Origin of the sequence: Chryseobacterium endalhagicum (assembly GCF_016745235.1) — a bacterium.
Lineage (GTDB): Bacteria > Bacteroidota > Bacteroidia > Flavobacteriales > Weeksellaceae > Chryseobacterium > Chryseobacterium endalhagicum.
Genome location: NZ_JAELVM010000001.1, coordinates 340,674 through 357,570 on the forward strand (window position 1 = coordinate 340,674; position 16,897 = coordinate 357,570).

At 38.5% G+C, this 16,897-nt stretch carries 15 protein-coding genes; 4 read left to right on the forward strand and 11 right to left on the reverse strand.

Annotated elements, in window-relative coordinates; translation table 11 throughout:
* Positions 1 to 346 precede the first annotated feature (346 nt).
* The 5 genes from JET18_RS01510 to radA all read right to left on the reverse strand — a co-directional run bounded on the left by JET18_RS01510 (position 347) and on the right by radA (position 4,919).
* Entirely contained in the window at positions 347 to 943 is a 597-nt protein-coding gene (locus tag JET18_RS01510; protein WP_202088749.1) for an acyl carrier protein phosphodiesterase, read from the reverse strand.
* Positions 940 to 1,647 (reverse strand): VanW family protein, encoded by a 708-nt coding sequence (locus JET18_RS01515; RefSeq protein ID WP_202088751.1) that lies wholly within the window; start codon positions 1,645 to 1,647, stop codon positions 940 to 942. The genes JET18_RS01510 and JET18_RS01515 overlap by 4 nt, the downstream gene beginning before the upstream one ends.
* A complete protein-coding gene (locus tag JET18_RS01520) occupies positions 1,644 to 2,312 on the reverse strand; it encodes a class I SAM-dependent DNA methyltransferase (protein ID WP_202088752.1) in 669 nt (222 codons plus the stop codon). Before JET18_RS01520 ends, JET18_RS01515 begins: the two co-directional genes overlap by 4 nt.
* 139 nt (positions 2,313 to 2,451) lie before the next feature.
* Positions 2,452 to 3,558 carry an AraC family transcriptional regulator gene (locus JET18_RS01525; RefSeq protein ID WP_202088754.1) on the reverse strand — a complete coding sequence of 369 codons (1,107 nt, stop codon included), beginning with the start codon at positions 3,556 to 3,558 and terminating at the stop codon, positions 2,452 to 2,454.
* Between the two features lie 11 nt (positions 3,559 to 3,569).
* Positions 3,570 to 4,919, reverse strand: a complete 1,350-nt coding sequence (gene radA, locus JET18_RS01530) for a DNA repair protein RadA (RefSeq protein WP_202088756.1) — start codon at positions 4,917 to 4,919, stop codon at positions 3,570 to 3,572.
* Between the two features lie 55 nt (positions 4,920 to 4,974).
* Here radA and JET18_RS01535 point away from each other — a divergent pair, with 55 nt between their 5' ends.
* Together JET18_RS01535 and JET18_RS01540 are read left to right on the forward strand one after the other, a co-directional pair.
* On the forward strand, positions 4,975 to 5,385 hold the full coding sequence (locus tag JET18_RS01535) for a hypothetical protein (protein WP_202088758.1): 411 nt from the start codon (positions 4,975 to 4,977) through the stop codon (positions 5,383 to 5,385).
* 76 nt (positions 5,386 to 5,461) lie between these two features.
* On the forward strand, positions 5,462 to 6,031 hold the full coding sequence (locus tag JET18_RS01540; protein WP_202088760.1) for a YceI family protein: 570 nt from the start codon (positions 5,462 to 5,464) through the stop codon (positions 6,029 to 6,031).
* A gap of 176 nt (positions 6,032 to 6,207) precedes the next feature.
* Here the strand turns inward: JET18_RS01540 and JET18_RS01545 are convergent, their stop codons facing one another.
* The 6 genes from JET18_RS01545 to JET18_RS01570 form a co-directional block, all read right to left on the reverse strand.
* Positions 6,208 to 7,902, reverse strand: a complete 1,695-nt coding sequence (locus JET18_RS01545; protein WP_202088762.1) for a bifunctional alpha/beta hydrolase/class I SAM-dependent methyltransferase — start codon at positions 7,900 to 7,902, stop codon at positions 6,208 to 6,210.
* A complete protein-coding gene (locus JET18_RS01550; RefSeq protein ID WP_202088764.1) occupies positions 7,899 to 9,275 on the reverse strand; it encodes a phosphatase PAP2/dual specificity phosphatase family protein in 1,377 nt (458 codons plus the stop codon). The genes JET18_RS01545 and JET18_RS01550 overlap by 4 nt, the downstream gene beginning before the upstream one ends.
* The gene (locus tag JET18_RS01555; protein ID WP_202088766.1) at positions 9,182 to 9,943 is read right to left on the reverse strand and encodes an SDR family NAD(P)-dependent oxidoreductase; all 762 of its coding nucleotides are present in this window, start codon (positions 9,941 to 9,943) and stop codon (positions 9,182 to 9,184) included. The genes JET18_RS01550 and JET18_RS01555 overlap by 94 nt, the downstream gene beginning before the upstream one ends.
* 438 nt (positions 9,944 to 10,381) lie before the next feature.
* Positions 10,382 to 11,419 (reverse strand): patatin-like phospholipase family protein, encoded by a 1,038-nt coding sequence (locus tag JET18_RS01560; protein WP_202088768.1) that lies wholly within the window; start codon positions 11,417 to 11,419, stop codon positions 10,382 to 10,384.
* Between the two features lie 4 nt (positions 11,420 to 11,423).
* Positions 11,424 to 12,227, reverse strand: coding sequence for a phosphatidate cytidylyltransferase (locus JET18_RS01565; RefSeq protein ID WP_202088770.1), 804 nt, complete (start codon positions 12,225 to 12,227; stop codon positions 11,424 to 11,426).
* Complete coding sequence (locus JET18_RS01570; protein ID WP_202088772.1) at positions 12,217 to 12,819, reverse strand: CDP-alcohol phosphatidyltransferase family protein; 603 nt, start codon at positions 12,817 to 12,819, stop codon at positions 12,217 to 12,219. Before JET18_RS01570 ends, JET18_RS01565 begins: the two co-directional genes overlap by 11 nt.
* Positions 12,820 to 12,971: 152 nt before the next feature.
* Here JET18_RS01570 and JET18_RS01575 point away from each other — a divergent pair, with 152 nt between their 5' ends.
* Both JET18_RS01575 and yidC read left to right on the forward strand, forming a co-directional pair.
* A complete protein-coding gene (locus JET18_RS01575; protein WP_202088774.1) occupies positions 12,972 to 14,579 on the forward strand; it encodes a CTP synthase in 1,608 nt (535 codons plus the stop codon).
* A gap of 179 nt (positions 14,580 to 14,758) precedes the next feature.
* Positions 14,759 to 16,555, forward strand: a complete 1,797-nt coding sequence (gene yidC, locus JET18_RS01580) for a membrane protein insertase YidC (protein WP_202088776.1) — start codon at positions 14,759 to 14,761, stop codon at positions 16,553 to 16,555.
* The last annotated feature ends 342 nt before the right edge of the window (positions 16,556 to 16,897 follow it).

A 16,897-nucleotide genomic window follows, 5' to 3' on the forward strand; every position in this document is an offset into this window, starting at 1 on the left:
ATAAATAAATCTCAATACAATTGTTTTTATATTGTGTATTTATCAAGTGTAAAGAATTTTTAATTAATTAATTTTGAATATATTTGATTTTTATTTAAAAATAGTTATATTTGATAAGCTTTGTTTGAGATCTGTTAATTTGTAATTAACGGTTAATTAAAAGATAATTTTTATTAAAAATCAAAGCAGCGTCATTTTGAATCAGGAAGTATCACTACTTATATATTACGGGTAGAAAAAATATACATCAGTTCTATGAGAATAGAAAACTGAGATCAGCGAAATGAGGTATCGATTCTAACAACACAAATCATTGAAACACTTACGTTCCCGGTAAGTGTTTTTTTTATTGATGATCGAGCTGGATCAGGGCATTGACACCCTTGGCGTGAGCAAGAAGATCAGGAAAAAAATCATTATAGCACTCCTGCAGAAAGGGTTTGTTATTTAGGAAAGCCTCAAAAACCGGAATATCAGGCTCCAGATATTTGGCTTTATTCAAAACATTCCGCATGCTGAATTTAATGCCCCAGTCCTCACGGTAATTATACAGCCAGTCGTCTTCCTCCATTTTGACCAGCATTTTTCTGAAATTTTCCGGAAGCCATTCTTTGTGCTCGTTCAGAACCCTGTAAACCCGCAGCGAATGTGCTTTCCATTCAGCTAAAGAATGAAGGCTAAGGTCCGTGGCTACAAAATAATCCATAGAAACATCTACAAAAGCCCCTGCATACAGCCTGACCAACGGAGCAAATACTTTTTTCGCCTCGTGGATGGCCGGATGGGAATCTGTGAATGTATCCACCGCCCTGTGCATTGTAATGCCGTCCTGAATATCTTTCGGAAAAGAATAGCGGTCCTTGTTCCGGATGAAATCTTCAAGAAACTGTCCTACGATCTGTCCGTCCGAAAAGGTGAGAAAAGAATGGGCTAAATAATTCATAAACGAATATAGAAATTTTTAAATAATAACCTGCCATCTGCGAAAGTCTCTACCCAAACTCCATTCCCGGTTTCCGAATATTTAAAATCAATCGTATTTAAAACCAGTTTCTCCGGAGAAATGAGGCTTAGGTGAAGCTCATCATCATTGACAAAGCTTTGGAATTGAACAGGATGAGAGAAATGATTACGGATCTGAAGGTCTTTATAACCATAAACCACCGTACAATCCGAACCCAAAGGCGTAAAACGTTCCTCCTCTTTGTAAATATCAATGGAATGCGGATACCTTTCAATGATCTTCAGTCCGGCCTGCAGCGCAGCGTAATACATGATGGATGAAAACTGGCAGATTCCGCCACCGGCTCCGCTGGAAATATTATTTTTTATCAGATTTCTGCCTTCTCTGAAATTGTTCTTTTCAGTAGGTTTTCCGATTAATTTCCAGAAAGAAAATACTTCACCAGGATAGATCACCAGCTGATGAACCTTATCACTCACCACTTTTAAATTGTGAATTTTATTTTCGTTGAATTCTCCTTTTTTGATGATTTGTTTAAGCTGAATGCTGTGCCCGCCGATGGGTTCAGAAGCATATTGATTTGAATAAAAATGTCCGGATTTTTGCTCATCAAGATACCGCTGCATTAATCTGATCTGCAGTTTTAAAGGATCGGGGAGTAGTTTTTTTAATAGCCGTTTCATTGCTTTTCCAGTACTAAAATGTGATAGGAAGCCCATTTTTTCAGAAAACTCCGGCAAAGCAGAATATCCAGAGGCAGGAAAAACTTTCTAAAGCTTTTTGGAATTCTGTGAACAGGGAACAGCAAAACACCCGTTGTGCTTCTGATGCTCCACTGATCGGCTGTTAAATCTGAGATCTCCGAAGACGTAAAGCTATTGCCCGCATGCCAGTCTTCCTGAGGCGAGACCGTTTTTCTTCTGGTTTTTGTAGGATAGTCGAAAATTAAAACTCCTGTATTATTTAATTTTTCAGAACATTCGGTGAGGAACTTTTGTGTTTCCTCTTTCGTTTGGTGCATAATGACGTGAAAACAGAAGATACAGTCGAATTCCGTATCAAAAGGAATCTTTGAAATTTCTCCGGCTGCCGTCATTTTCCCCGGATGTTTTTTCGCGGCAATAGCCAGCATTTTTTCACTGAAATCCGTTCCGTGCGTGGCAAACTCCAGCAGCCGTCCCGTTCCGCATCCCAGATCCAGGACTTTCGAATATTTTTTATCCCTGAAAAAAGAACTTAGAAATACCTTCTCCTGCTGATCAATATATTTTCCATAGGAATTTTCGAAACGGTTTTCGTCGTAAGTTTCCGCAAGATGATCATAGTATTCATGGATTCTGTTTTTCATGGATTCAGGTTTCTTTACATAAAAATAAACAATCCTGCGGGTTCTTTCAACAAGTATTCCACTTTCTTTGAAATTTTAACCCCGACTCCGCAACTCAAACCTCAAACCTCGAATCCCGTACCTCGAAACCCGCATCGCGTCACTCCCCGTTTTCCTTCCTGTACTCAGAAGGAGTCATCCCCGTCATCTTTTTAAAAATTGTATTAAAAGCCGTCTTGGAATTGAATCCGGATTCAAAGGCGATTCCCACGATAGAAAGTTTTTTGTAAGATTCGCCGGTAAGCATTTTTTTGGCGTGATCTATCCTGTATTTATTCACAAAGTAGAAGAAATTTTCATTGAAGCCGTTGTTAAGAAGATAAGAAAGCTGATGAGCATTGATCTGAACCATATCCGAAAGCTTAAGCAGATTGAGATCACCGTCCAGATGAGGTTTTTCTGTTTCCATTAAAGCATTCAGCCTTGATTTTAGACCATCAAGTTCATGATCGGGGATCAGTTTTTTTCTTTCCGTTTCTTCTTCTTCGCTTTCCAGTTCAATAGATAACAATTCATCACGCTGCTTTTTGTTAACCGGATAGATCTCTTTTTGACGGAGAACATAATAAACCGTACTGTAAACAATAAATAAAAACAGCAGATCCATCACCACATGCTGGTGCATTTTATAGACAAATGCGTTATACAGCTCGTAGCCGACCGTAATAATTATGGTCACAAAAAGGAGAAAGCTCAGTTTGATCAGCCATTGCAGGTCTATATTTTCCGTATTCGAGGAAATGGTTTCAATCCTTTTCTGATGTTTCCTGATTTTAAAATAAATAAGCGCGATATAGGGCAGATTATGCGCCACATCGATGAGCAGCACCGCATTGTAAATAACCGGATGTCCTTCTGAATTGAATAACAGGATCCAGTAGATCACCGGAATAATAAAGCAGACCAGATCTCTCTTTTTAAAGCGATAAGCCGGATTGATGAAAAATACTACGCTGAAAAACAGAAGGATAGGTGTGAGGATTTGAATCACATACACCAACGAGGCAAACAGGGGATCCGGAGAAATTCCGCAGAACTTTAAAACATCCAGCACCCAATAGCTGGACCACAGCAGCAGAAACAGGCCGAAAAATAAATTTGCTCTTCTGTTAACCCTCATCGGATTGATCAGTACTGTGAACGAAAGCAATGTTAAGCCTCCGTAAAGCAGAACAAGAATAAACTTTTGAATATTTTCAAGCTGCATGCCGTAGGGTTTTAAAAGATCCTTTCGTGGAAATCCTCTATTTTGCTCACTTCCTCAATCTTGATCCCGAATTTTCTCTTCGGAATTTTATTAAGGTTGGAAACAAATATTTTTTCATAGCCTAATTTTTCTGCTTCAGTAATTCTCTGTTCTACCTGCGCAATAGGACGGATTTCTCCGCTCAGTCCAATTTCTCCCGCAAAACAGAAATGTTCGGAAATGGCAATATCTTCATTGGAAGACAGGATAGAAGCTACAACGGCAAGATCCAGTGCCGGATCATCCGTTTTAATCCCTCCGGTGATATTTAAAAAGACATCTTTCGCGCCCAGCTGAAAACCTGCACGCTTTTCCAGAACGGCCAGAAGCATATTCAGCCTTTTGGCATCAAATCCGGTAGAACTTCTCTGTGGAGTACCATAAACTGCTGTACTTACCAAAGCCTGGATTTCAAGCAGCATCGGCCGGTTTCCTTCCAGCGTTACCGCCACTGAATTTCCGGAAAGCTCTTCAAATTTCTTAGTGATCAGGATTTCAGACGGATTTTTGATTTCCTTTAATCCCTGGGAAACCATTTCATAGATTCCGATTTCAGCCGTAGATCCGAAACGGTTTTTATTGGCTCTTAGCAGCCTGAACAGGTGGTTTCTGTCACCATCAAAGTTTAAAACCACATCTACCATATGTTCCAGAACCTTAGGTCCGGCGATCTGGCCGTCTTTGGTGATATGGCCCACGAGAAAGACAGGTGTATTATTTTCTTTCGCGTATTTGATGATCTCATTGGAACATTCTCTAATTTGAGAAACTGTTCCCGGCGAACTTTCAATTAACTGAGATTGTAAAGTCTGGATAGAATCGATGATCATAAAATCCGGTTCCAGTTTTTTCGCTTCGTGAAGGATTTTTTCCAGTGAGGTTTCTGTAAACAGGAAACAGTTCGGATTCTGAACATCCGTCAGACGGTCGGCTCTCATTTTAATCTGCGAAGCACTTTCTTCCCCGGAAACATAAAAGATTTTTTTCTTCATCTTCAAAGCCAGCTGCAGCAAAAGGGTAGATTTTCCGATTCCCGGTTCGCCGCCGATCAGCGTTACGGATCCAAGCACAATACCGCCGCCCAGAACACGGTTCAGTTCTTCGGAAGGCGTTTTAATTCTAGGTTCTTCACTGGTCTCAACTTCAATAATGTTGATCACATGCTGTTTGGTTTTTGAAAAAGGCGGGGTTTTAGATGAGGTTTTCTCAACCACTTCCTCCACAAGGGTGTTCCATTCTCCGCAGTTTTTACACTGACCCATCCATTGGGAATACTGGGTTCCGCAGTTTTGACAGAAATATGCTGTTTTCAGTTTTGCCATACTGCGAAGTTAAAAAAAATGAATCTCCTTTCGGAATTTTAATTAATTTTCAGAGATGAAAAATTTAATATTAAAAAGTATACTGATCCTTGGGATTATGACCTTTTTAAATGCAGGAATAGTAGGTGAGACAGTAAAGTGGATAGGGCTTCCTCCTTCCAGTCATACACTGCACGGTTTTGCCATATTTATCGGGTGTCTGATTATCAGTCTGGTAAGTTTAATCACTATTTTGATTTTTAAGAATAGTTATACGGCCATCTGGAAAGTGGCTGTGTTATTTGAAATCCTTTATCTGCTCATGTTGTTGTGGTCTAAAACGAATCCGTTCACTTATTTTAGCACCCGAAAAGATAATGATCTTATGGACCTTTTCCTGTATGTAAATTCAATAGGTATTTTTCTGCTGATATGTATTTTTGATTTAATTTATTCTAAAATAACGGCATCTGAAATTAAAAACTAACATACATCAAGAGCCAGTCTGTTTTTATCATTTATCTTTACTCAAATTAAAAAAATAAATATCAAAATATAGTACAATGAAAAAAGTCGTTTTATCTTTCGTATTCACGCTGTTAAGCGTTTTTGGTTTTGCACAGACGGAATGGGCTGCGGATCCTATGCACTCATCGGTCAACTTTAACATCAAGCACATGGGGATTAATTTTGTGCAGGGACGTTTTGATGCCTTTAAAGGAAAAGTAAGCACGCAGGGTGCTAATCTGGATAATGCCGTTTTTGATTTTTCAGTGGATGTAAACTCCATCAATACAGGAGTAGACATGAGAGACAAACATCTGAAAAGCCCTGATTTCTTCGATACGGATAAATATCCGGCGATCACCTTTCACAGTACTTCTATCACAAAAGATAAGAACAATAATTATACTTTGAAAGGAAGCCTGAAAATTAAAGAAACGGTAAAAGATATCACTGTTCCGGTAACATTCGGAGGGGTAACTAAAAACCAGCAGGGAAAAGAAGTAATGGGATTCCAGGCAAAATTTACGGTTAACCGTTTAGATTACGGAATCAAATATGATCCTACAGGAGCAGGAGTGGCTAAGGATGCAGAAGTAAGTTTATTCTTCGAACTGGTAAAACAGTAATTTATAAATAATTTGTTTAAAAAAGGTTTCCTAATCACTTGGGAAACCTTTTTTATTGTTCTTTTAAATAAAACTTTATTTTTTTGGTTCACGCAGATTGAGCGGATTATGCAGATTAATTATTACGCGAACATCTGCGCCATCTGAGAAATCTGCGGGAGATTATATTAAAAATTTTAAGAATTAATTTTACCCGAAGAAACCGTGAAAATACCAAAGTCATCTATCAGCATATTGTCCTTTTGAACGCCGCTGTACTTCATCACTTTATCCAGTTCCTTCTGCGAACGTCTCCTCATGATCCAGTCTTTGTTCTGGTGGTTATTCAAAACATAAGCTATCATTTTCAGTTGCGGATGCCATGGTTGACCCGTGTACACCACAAAAGAATTTCTTTCTGAAACAGAAGCGGCTCCTTTCACCGCTCTGGACGCCATTTCATTGTCCCCAAACAGTTCAAGAATTCCTGAAATAATGGTGATATTCGGTTCGAAATTGAGTTTTTTATAGGTTTCAGGATCAAAACAATCGAAATTGGTAAACCGGATGTTCTGATAATTTTTATCCTTAATTACCTGTTCCCCGATTTCGATATTGGCTTTCACAAATTCATTGATCACAATCTCAGCTTCAGGATATTTTTCTTTGATATCAAATAAATAATTTCCCGTTCCGCCTGCAATATCAAGGATTTTAACAGCTCTGCCTTCCTGTTTAAGCTGAAGTATGTTTTGTTCAAGAAGCTGGATCAGATGCTCTTTACGGATGCGGATTCCTTTCCAGCCAATGGCGTTGAGGTAGTTTTTATCCATCATTTTCCCAAAACCTAACTTCCCTTTCGGCTGGTTCTGGTACACATAATGCAGGGAAGCTCCGGAATCAAAGCCGTATTTCAGGCCGATAGCCATACCGTTACTTATTTTCCCTATATTTTTAAGCGAAAATTTCTGAAACTTAAAATTCAGGTTATTGCCCACATTATTCTGAAGGTCTTCATATTCTTTCACAGAAAACCGGTCAGGATGGAGATTGGCTGTTTTATGTGTTCTTTTGAAACATTTTCCTGCAAAATCCGCTACTTTATCATATACTTTTTCCTTTCCGGTATCAAAAAGAATTCCATGGAAAAAGCCGGGAAGTACTTCATATCTTTTCAGGTCAGTATCCAGTTTATCGTAAAAGATTTTCTGGTCTTTGTTGAAAACCACATGATCTTTTTCTGCGGCAAGAATCAGGGTAGGCGTATCAATAGCTCCGGCATCCTCTACCAGACGTTTTCCTGCTTTGGCAAGGTCAATGAGAAGTTCAGCATCTATGGATCTTGTAATAAGAGGGTCGGTATCGTAAGCTTTCTGCTGCTCCGGATCGTGGGTCAGCATTTTGGACTTTACATAGCTTTTAATAATCAGCCCTTTTTTCAGTTTTGCTCCAAGTGCAATCATTTCACCGGCGAACGGAACAATCAGATTAATTCTGAAAGCAGGCGCCAGAAGAGCCATTCCTGCAATATCCGGTGCGAAATCATGAGCCCAGGCTGAAGCGACAACCCCTCCGATACTGTTCGCCAGGACAAAAATATCTGAGATTTTTACTTCATACTTTGATCTCAAAAATTGAGAAAAAGAATCGAGATCACGGACATAATCCATGAAAACGGATGATGTTTTGGTCTCCGTATGCCCATGACCACGAAGGTCGAAAGCAAAAATATTGTAGCCTGAAAATTGTGGCGATTGGGCAATATCATTCAGTCTTTCCGAGTGTTCGTGTCCTCGGTGGATGATAATAATGCTTTTTTGCAGGGGCTGGTAATTCCATTCGCGGTAGAAAATACTGCTGCCGTCGAAACTCTTAAAATGTCCGCTGTTCATAGTTCAATTTTTTTCAAAAAATCCTCCAGATAAGGATGAATCACTGCATTCCTGTGAATGCCTTTCATGGTTTTTACGGCTTCATCTATAGGTAAAGATAGAGTATTTTTCATTACCAGAATGCCGATTATGGTGCTTCTTGTAAAGCCCATGGTGCAGTGGATGAAAATTTTCCCGTCGGCAGGAAGTTTTTTATAGTTTTCAGTAATTTCTGCAACCAGTTTTTGGGTTTCACTGATGTTAAAAGTTCCGATATCCAAAAAGGGGAAAGAGTGATAGGAAGTTTTGTTTTTCAGCTCGTTATTTTCCTCTATTTCTGCAGAAAGGTCATAGACAAAAGTATGGTTGCTGGGTTTGAAATAAGGTAAATCTTTACGGCCTGGTCTTGAAGAAATATAAATCCGGGGTGCAATTTCCAGCGGTTTTCTGTTCTTTCTTAAAAATCTCCAGAAAATATGGGAGATAAGTAGGTAAGGCGCGTAAAATACTTTTCTCAAAAATGAAATATTTCCTTCTTTATCTTTTAATAAGTAAACATTATTTCTCTGGTAATGATAACCGATAATCACAGACATGAGTGCAGGCCACAGCAATAAAAGCCAGAAAGGATGATAGAACTGGTTCATCAACAATGCTGCCGAAAAGAAAATCCATCCCAGCAGAAAATAAAAATTTGCAACATGGAAATTCCTGTAATGAAAATTATTTTTGCGGTAAGGAAAAACGATAAAACTGATGTGCGCCAGAACGGCTCCTGAAAGAATATCGATGCAATGATGCTGATAGGTTGTCAGCGTGGAAATTCCCAGGAAAAGTAACCAGAACATTAAAAAGATCCGGATTTTTTTTAATCTGCTGAAAACCGTCCAGAAAATAAAAGCATAAGCAATATGAAGCGATGGAGACTGATTAAAAGGCGAATCAAATATTTTCAAAAAATGATAGGAATAGTGAAATACTGTGTCCTCAGTTTCAGGTTTTGATAGAGAAAATTTAAGGGGAAATGCAATAAAACACAGGCTTGCCACAACAGTGACGAAAAGCATTCTCTTCGTTAAAACTTTAAGCTGCTCTTTCTCTGTGCAGAAAAAAAATACCGAGCAGAAAAAAATACCGCTCGTCATATAGAAAAGAATGGTCCACGGCAGGAACGGAATGTATTTCTCAAAATCAAAGACAAAGGAAGGGACCTTTTCCAGAGTCGAAGTATACCATGCCGCAGAATTGTAAACAATCATGAATACAACCGCGCAGAGAATACATGCGTAGATTTTTTGCTTTATGGCCGGTCGTCTTTCATCCATCGGGCTTTCCTGTACATGATTATATTTAATAAGAAAGAAGGGAGTATGGATAGCGACTTCATCATCCATTTCATCTTGGTTGGGAAAATAACCAGCTTTTCCTTGTTTTCAATAGCTGCTGAAATAATGACTACAGCCGTCTGAACATCGGTTAAAAATGGTTTTTTGTCCAGATTATTGTGATTCAGCTGTCTTAATTTTTCTGTATCCACATACCCGGGAGCAATGGTCGTAACAGAGATTCTAAACGGTTTCAGCGCCCGGCGGTAAGCATCTGCCATCTGGATGACAGACCGTTTTGTTTTGGTATAAAGACTGGAATTTTCATAGTCCATGATTCCCGAAACTGACGCTATGACTGCAATATTTCCTTTTTTCTGTCCTTTCATGGCCTTCCGGGCAGCTTCAAAACAGTTGGCTGTTCCCAAAATATTGGTACTGAGCATTTCTTCAGCTTCTTCATAGGAAATTTTCCCGGCTACATCTTCTGCGTAGCTTCCCGCACAGTTGATGAACAGATCCAGATTTCTATCACCAGCCAGAAACGACTGCAGCGCAGCATTAACAGAATGTAGATCACAAACATCAGCCTGGAATATCTTTAAATTTTCAAAGCTGTTTTCAATCACTTTCCCAGGATTTCTTCCGCAGATTCCCACAACATCACCTTTTTCAAGATAATGCCGGGCCAACGCATACCCGATACCGGAAGTTCCGCCTGCTATAAAAACATTCATGTGATAGCTGTGATTTGCAATTGATGTAAAAATAGATTTTAAAACTGAAAGTAGAGCCGTTTAGAGCATCAAAAGGAGCAAAATTTTTTATCTTTTGAACCGTTAAGATTCTGCTTAAGGCTTTAAGAATATGAAGCTGAGCGTTGCTTTAAGATGTATAGCTTAAGAAATCTTTAGATTTTTCTTAATTATTCTTACTTTCTTCATTGGTCTTAATGGTTAAAAACAGTCATAAAAGACGCAAAAGTTTTTCATATGAATGGTATCTACACCTATTCACAAACCTCTGTGAAAATCTGGGAAATCTGCGGTTAAAATAAACCAAAGACAATCGATTACAATACTATGAGGAAAATATTCAATAGGAACGGGCTTTAGCCCGTTTGCCGAAAACAAGAACAAAATCCATTGGCTTCAGCCAAAACATATTTTATAAAATCACCCACGAATAGATTTCATGGTCTGATCAAAACCATACTGCCACTGCATTTCCATATCTTCTGCAAAACGTTCGTAGGCTTCCGGAAAAGAAAAATCAATCTCAAATTTCTTCCAATTGATTCCTTTTTTAAGATAATGTCCTTTCAGATCTTCTTTAATATGAGTTGTATCAATCTGAAAATCAACCGGGAATTGTTCAATCTCTTCAAGCCTTGCATTCCCACTGAAGCCCAGTACAGACCTGACGAGGGCTTCTTCAACCGGATTGTATGACTGTTTTTTTTCAATAATAATTTCATCTGCAAGATGATGGGCCAGCTCAGCAGGAATAAGATCAATTGCTCCGCCTGCAAAATATTTTCCCTGAAGAAAAACAGGTTCCACATAAAACATATCCGAGACGGAAATCCGGGTACTTTCCAGCAGGGAAATATCTGTTTTAATACTGATATGTTCTTCCACCGCACTGTTTTTCATGTTTTTGGAGGAAATTATAACCTGTTCCGGATTGATTTTTTCTGAAGTTTTTGGATCTGTAAAAATCACTTTCCGGTACAGTTTTCTGCCGTTTCTTTTCGGGCCTGCTTCTTTGGGATCAAAAAGAATTTCAGAACCAATGATGACCGTTGGAATTTCTTGTGAAAACTGAACATTTTTCAATGATGGAAAAACTCCGGTTAAGTCTTGTGGCATTTCGACAAGATATCTGCTGAAAACATCTTCTGCAAAAGGCGCATTCCTTTGATCAAATAATTTCTTTAAGGTGAAAAGACCAATGCCTGACAATTTTTTATGCCGGGTTAAAACTGTTCCCGATACAAAGCGGAAATATTCTTCTGATTTCAAATATTCTTTCCGGGAAATATGATCTGGAAAAGCGTTGATGACCGTTGCGGCAAACGCTCCTCCGCATGAAGCTATCAGGACATCGGGTTTCATGTTCAGTTCTTCCAGAGCGGCCAGCATTCCAAGGTAGATCATCAGCCGGGTTCCGCCTCCTGAAAATACAACTGCTCTTTTAAATTTTTCGCTCATGATCTTAGATTTTTACAAGAAGGGAAAATATCCAGAAGAATAGGGGAGCATTGAAGATCAGGCTGTCCATTCTGTCCAGAAGACCGCCGTGTCCTGGAAGAAGGGTTCCGGTATCTTTTATATGGGCTTTTCTTTTTAAATAAGACATAAAAACATCACCACAAAATCCGGACACGCCAAGAAGAATTCCCAAAATGGTATTGACTAAAATATCAGTTTCCAGTAAAAAGAAACCTAAAATATTACTCAATAATACTGTAAGGAAAACGCCACCGATAAATCCTTCCAAGGTCTTATTGGGGCTTATCTGAGGGGTGATTTTATGTTTTCCGAAAAACTTGCCCATCAGGTATTGAAAAACATCATTCAGTTCAGTGACGACCACAATGAAGATGATGGAATTCAGCCCGGAAGCGGTTTCGCGGATAAATGACAGATGAGGAAAGGCAAAAAGACAGACTAATAAAGCTATAATAAATCCATAAAGCTGTTTCACTGATGTTTTTAACAAAATAAAATAGAGTAATACAAGGACTGACAAAGCAGAGCTGTACAAAAAGTAATTTTCAATATTGAAAAAATACAGCAGGAAAAATTGTGCGGTTCCTACAAATAACGAAGGAATCAGACGATTAGAATTAATCCTGAATAATCTTAAAAACTCAAAAAAGCACTGAAAACCGATCCATGAAACAAAAACCTTCATGGTCAGCGGATGGGAGATTCCGGCAGCAAAAACAATGATAATGTAGATCCAAGTTTTTACCCGCAGCGGGACATCTGCAAATTTATTTTCTTCAGGCTTCATTCAGAGATTTCTTTAAGCGGATATAAGTGCTGATAGCTAACAGTAGAATGATTGTACCGAAAATATATTTCGAGATTCCTGAAATATCTGCCCCGAAAAATACTGCCAGACCATAGATTCCTAACACCAGGGCGCGGTCGCTTTTACCCATCGGACCATCGTAGCGGCGTTCTTTTCCTAAAGCTTTCCCTATCAGGCCTGCAAATTCATTGATGATGCTTAGTATAATGAAAACAATAATCAGGTATAAACTTTCCGGCTGGAATTTAAGCAGCGGAAAAAAGATAATCACATCGGAAACAATATCCCCGACTTCATTTAAAATTTCGCCCAATCTGCTGGTCTGGTTGAATTTTCGGGCCATCATTCCATCCAGAGCATTTAAAGCCATTCTAAGCAAAAGTCCGACCGGAAGGCTCAGGAAAAACCACTTTGAAACATCTGCATTCCAGAATAATACTCCAATGATAACAGACAGCAAAACAGAACTTACTGTAATTTGATTGGCCGAGACGTTATTCCTGTGCAGAAATAATAAAACCGGGGTAAGCAGCTGCTGAAACCAGGGCTTTAGTTTATATACCGAGATCATGGTGGTTATCGCTTTTTGTGATTGTTTATATCAAATATAGATAATTTTTTTAATCAGAATTTATAATTGGCAGGGAAGGGTTTTTCCAATTTCAAAATGTAAAAAATTGCTTTGTATCTCTTTTTCCCATAACTTTGCACAAACCTAATCTAATGAGTAAAAAGAATACAAAGTACATCTTTGTGACAGGAGGTGTAACTTCATCTTTGGGAAAAGGAATCGTGTCTGCTTCTCTGGGACTTTTGTTAAAATCACGCGGTTTTAACGTAACGATCCAAAAACTGGATCCTTATATCAACATCGACCCGGGAACACTGAATCCATATGAACACGGAGAATGCTATGTAACCGAAGATGGTGCAGAAACGGATCTGGATTTAGGTCACTACGAGCGTTATCTGGATGCTCCTACTTCCCAAAACAACAACGTTACGACAGGAAAAATTTACCAAACTGTTATCGAAAAAGAAAGAAAAGGAGATTTCTTAGGCAAGACGGTTCAGGTAATTCCTCATATCACCAACGAGATCAAACGCAGAATCAAAATGCTTTCCAAGCAGAACTACGATATCATCATTACTGAGATCGGAGGAACTGTAGGAGATATTGAATCTCTTCCATACATTGAAACGGTACGCCAGCTGAAATGGGAATTGGGTGAGAAAAATTCTATGGTGATTCACCTTACGCTGCTGCCTTACCTGGCTTCAAGCGGCGAATTGAAAACAAAACCTTCCCAGCATTCCGTGCGTCAGTTGATGGAAAGCGGAATTATGGCGGATGTTTTGGTGTGCAGAACAGAACACAATATTCCAAAAGATCAGCGAGCGAAATTAGCTCAATTCTGTAATGTTTCTCTGGATAACGTCATTGAATGTAAAGATCTGGAAACAATCTATGAAGTTCCAATGTATCTTCAGAAGCAGAATTTTGATGATGTAGTTTTAAAAGAACTGGATCTTAAAAATGATAAAGAAGCGGATCTGAAAGACTGGAAAACCTTCCTTAAAAAATTCAAAAATCCTAAAAGAACGGTAGAAATTGCCTTAGTAGGAAAATATATTTCTCTGCAGGATTCTTATATTTCTATTGCTGAAGCTTTCAAACATGCCGGTGCAAGTCTTGAAACTGAAGTAAAAGTAAGATGGGTATACAGTGGAGACATCACCGCTGAAAATATTAAAGAGACTTTAGGTGGTGTAGACGGAATCCTTATTGCTCCAGGTTTTGGCGATAGAGGAATTGAAGGAAAAGTTCTTACGGCCCAATATGCAAGAGAAAATAAAGTTCCGATGCTGGGAATTTGTCTGGGAATGCAGATTATGACCATTGAATTTGCAAGAAACGTTCTTGGTCACTCAAAAGCCAACTCAATGGAATTTGATACCTCTACACCGGATCCTGTAATTTCTATTATGGAAGAGCAGAAAAATGTGGTAGATAAAGGAGGAACTATGCGTCTTGGAGCATGGAAATGTTCATTGAAGAATGGTTCTAAACTATATGATATCTACGGCGCTAAAAATATTTCTGAAAGACACCGTCACCGTTATGAATTCAACAGTGATTATCTTCAGGAATTTGAAAAGAACGGCTTCCTTGCAACGGGTATCAACCCTGAAACAGGTCTTGTAGAAGCTCTTGAGCTTCCTGACCACCCGTTCTATGTAGGTGTGCAGTATCACCCTGAATATAAAAGTACAGTAGCAACGCCGCATCCTCTTTTCAGAGCTTTTGTGAAGGCTTGCGAAAAGAAATAAGGTAATAATATACCATAAACGTCTTATCATAAACTCAGGCTGATTATTCTCAGCTTGAGTTTATTATATAGTAACATGGTAATGCATAGAGATTTTGATAAAAAAACAGTATTTTTGTCAGCTCAAAAAGCAGTCTATCTTAATGCTTGATAAAATTTAAAATTTTAATATAAAATAAAATGCAACAAAACAAAGGAATCGATAAAAGTCAAATGATCAGTTTTGCGGTTTTGTGTTTGGTTCTTTTCGGATTCATGTTCTATTTCCAGAACAAGCAGGCGAAAGAGGAGCAGGAAAAAGCTCAGCAACAGAAGACCGAGCAGGTGAAAAATTCTGTAAAACAGACTCAGGCTAGTAATATCAATCCAAATGTCACTCCGGGTGCTATTCAGACAGCCAGTTTGAACAACAAAGAACTGAATGTTGAATTCTCCAGTTTGGGAGGGCAGGTTTCCAAAGTACAGCTTTCGGAATATAAAGCATACAATCATAAAACAGATAATGCTGATCTTCCGCTTTATCTGATCGACAAAAAGAACTCCAACTACGGTTTTCAGTTTAAGGATAAAACCGGAAAAGTCATTAATACCAAAGACCTGGTTTTTGCACCGGCTGTTAATGGGAATACCGTAACAATGACGGCTAACTATAACAGTGCCGTTATTCAGTTTGTCTATACATTACTTCCAAAATATACCCTTGATTTTAAAGTAAGAACGCAGGGATTATCTGCCGTTACTGCTGATAACAAAGCGGACTTTATCTGGGATTACAGTGTAAGAAACCTGGAAAAGGGTAGAGCACAGGAACAGTCTCACTCGGAATTCTCATACGCTTTCAATAATTATAAAGATTATGATTATGATGGAAGAACGGATATGAGTGAGGAAAAAGAAACGCTTAACTGGATTGGGGTAAAACAGCAGTTTTTCTCTTCTGTAATTGAAGCTAAAAACGGTTTCACACAGAGCAAAGGAAATCAGGAAGCGATTGAAGAAGGTGAGTATCTGAAGAAACTTAATTTTGAAGGGTTCGTACAGATGACGGGAAGCGAGCTTAATCAGGATTTTACCTGGTATTTTATGCCGCTTGACTTACCTCTGTTAAAATCATATGATAAAAACTTTGACGAAATTCTTCCGTTAGGATGGTCTTTCATTGGATGGATGAACCGTGGATTCTTCATGCCGATGTATAATATCATTGCAGAATGGGGACTTACAGCAGGTTGGGTAATTTTCTTAATGACCATTATCGTAAAACTGATCCTGTCACCAATCATGTACAAGCAGCATAAGCTGAGTGCCATGATGAAAGTGATCCGTCCTGAAATTGATGAGGTGAATGCAAAGCTTAAAGATGCAGACCCAATGAAGAAGCAGCAGGCTACGATGGAAATCTACCGTAAGGCGGGTGTTAATCAGATGGCGGGATGTCTTCCGGCGCTGGTTCAGATTCCTATTTTCTACGCCCTCTTCCGTTTCTTTCCGAATTTCATTGATCTGAGAGGAAAAGGATTCTGGTTTGCAAAAGATCTGACGGCTTATGATGATTTGATTAAACTTCCGTTTAAAATTCCATTCCTTGGAGATCACTTAAGTGTTTTTGCATTGGCTTGTACGATCGTGATCTTAATTTATACTGTAATGACTTCAGGTAACATGCAGCAGCCTCAGCAGGAAGGAATGCCGAACATGAAAGTTCTGATGTATATCTTCCCGATTACATTCCTGTTCTTCCTGAATACATCAGCATCCGGTCTTTCATGGTACTACTTTGTATCCAATGCGATCAACATTCTGATTATCCTGGTCATTAAATACGTGATACTGGATGAAAAGAAAATCCATGCACAGATTCAGGCGAATAAAGAAAAGCCGAAAGCTGAAGGTAAGTTCCAGAAGAGAATGAGAGAGATGATGGAGAAAGCTCAGGAGCAGCAAAAAGTGCAGGAGAACCAAAAGAAAAAGAAATAAGATTTCTGAAAATCTATAATAAAAAAGAGAAGCAAATTTGCTTCTCTTTTGTTTTTTAATCACAAGGCTTTGGAACAGGTTGATTCATGTGCGGGCACGGTGTATCGCAAGGACAAATTTGTCCACCCATAATCTGCTTTAACTGATTTTTGCTAATTAATTTAGCGTTTTTGATTTTTGTAAGATTTTTCATAGTGTAATATTAAGATTGTTTTCAGTTCTCTTGAAAATTTAAGAAAACTCTTTATTTGGTTGTCTTCCAAATATAAATAAAATATCTGTTCCAATTTTTTTAAATTGAATTTTATCGAAATATTTTCTGTGTTTTATTCTGTTTCTTCC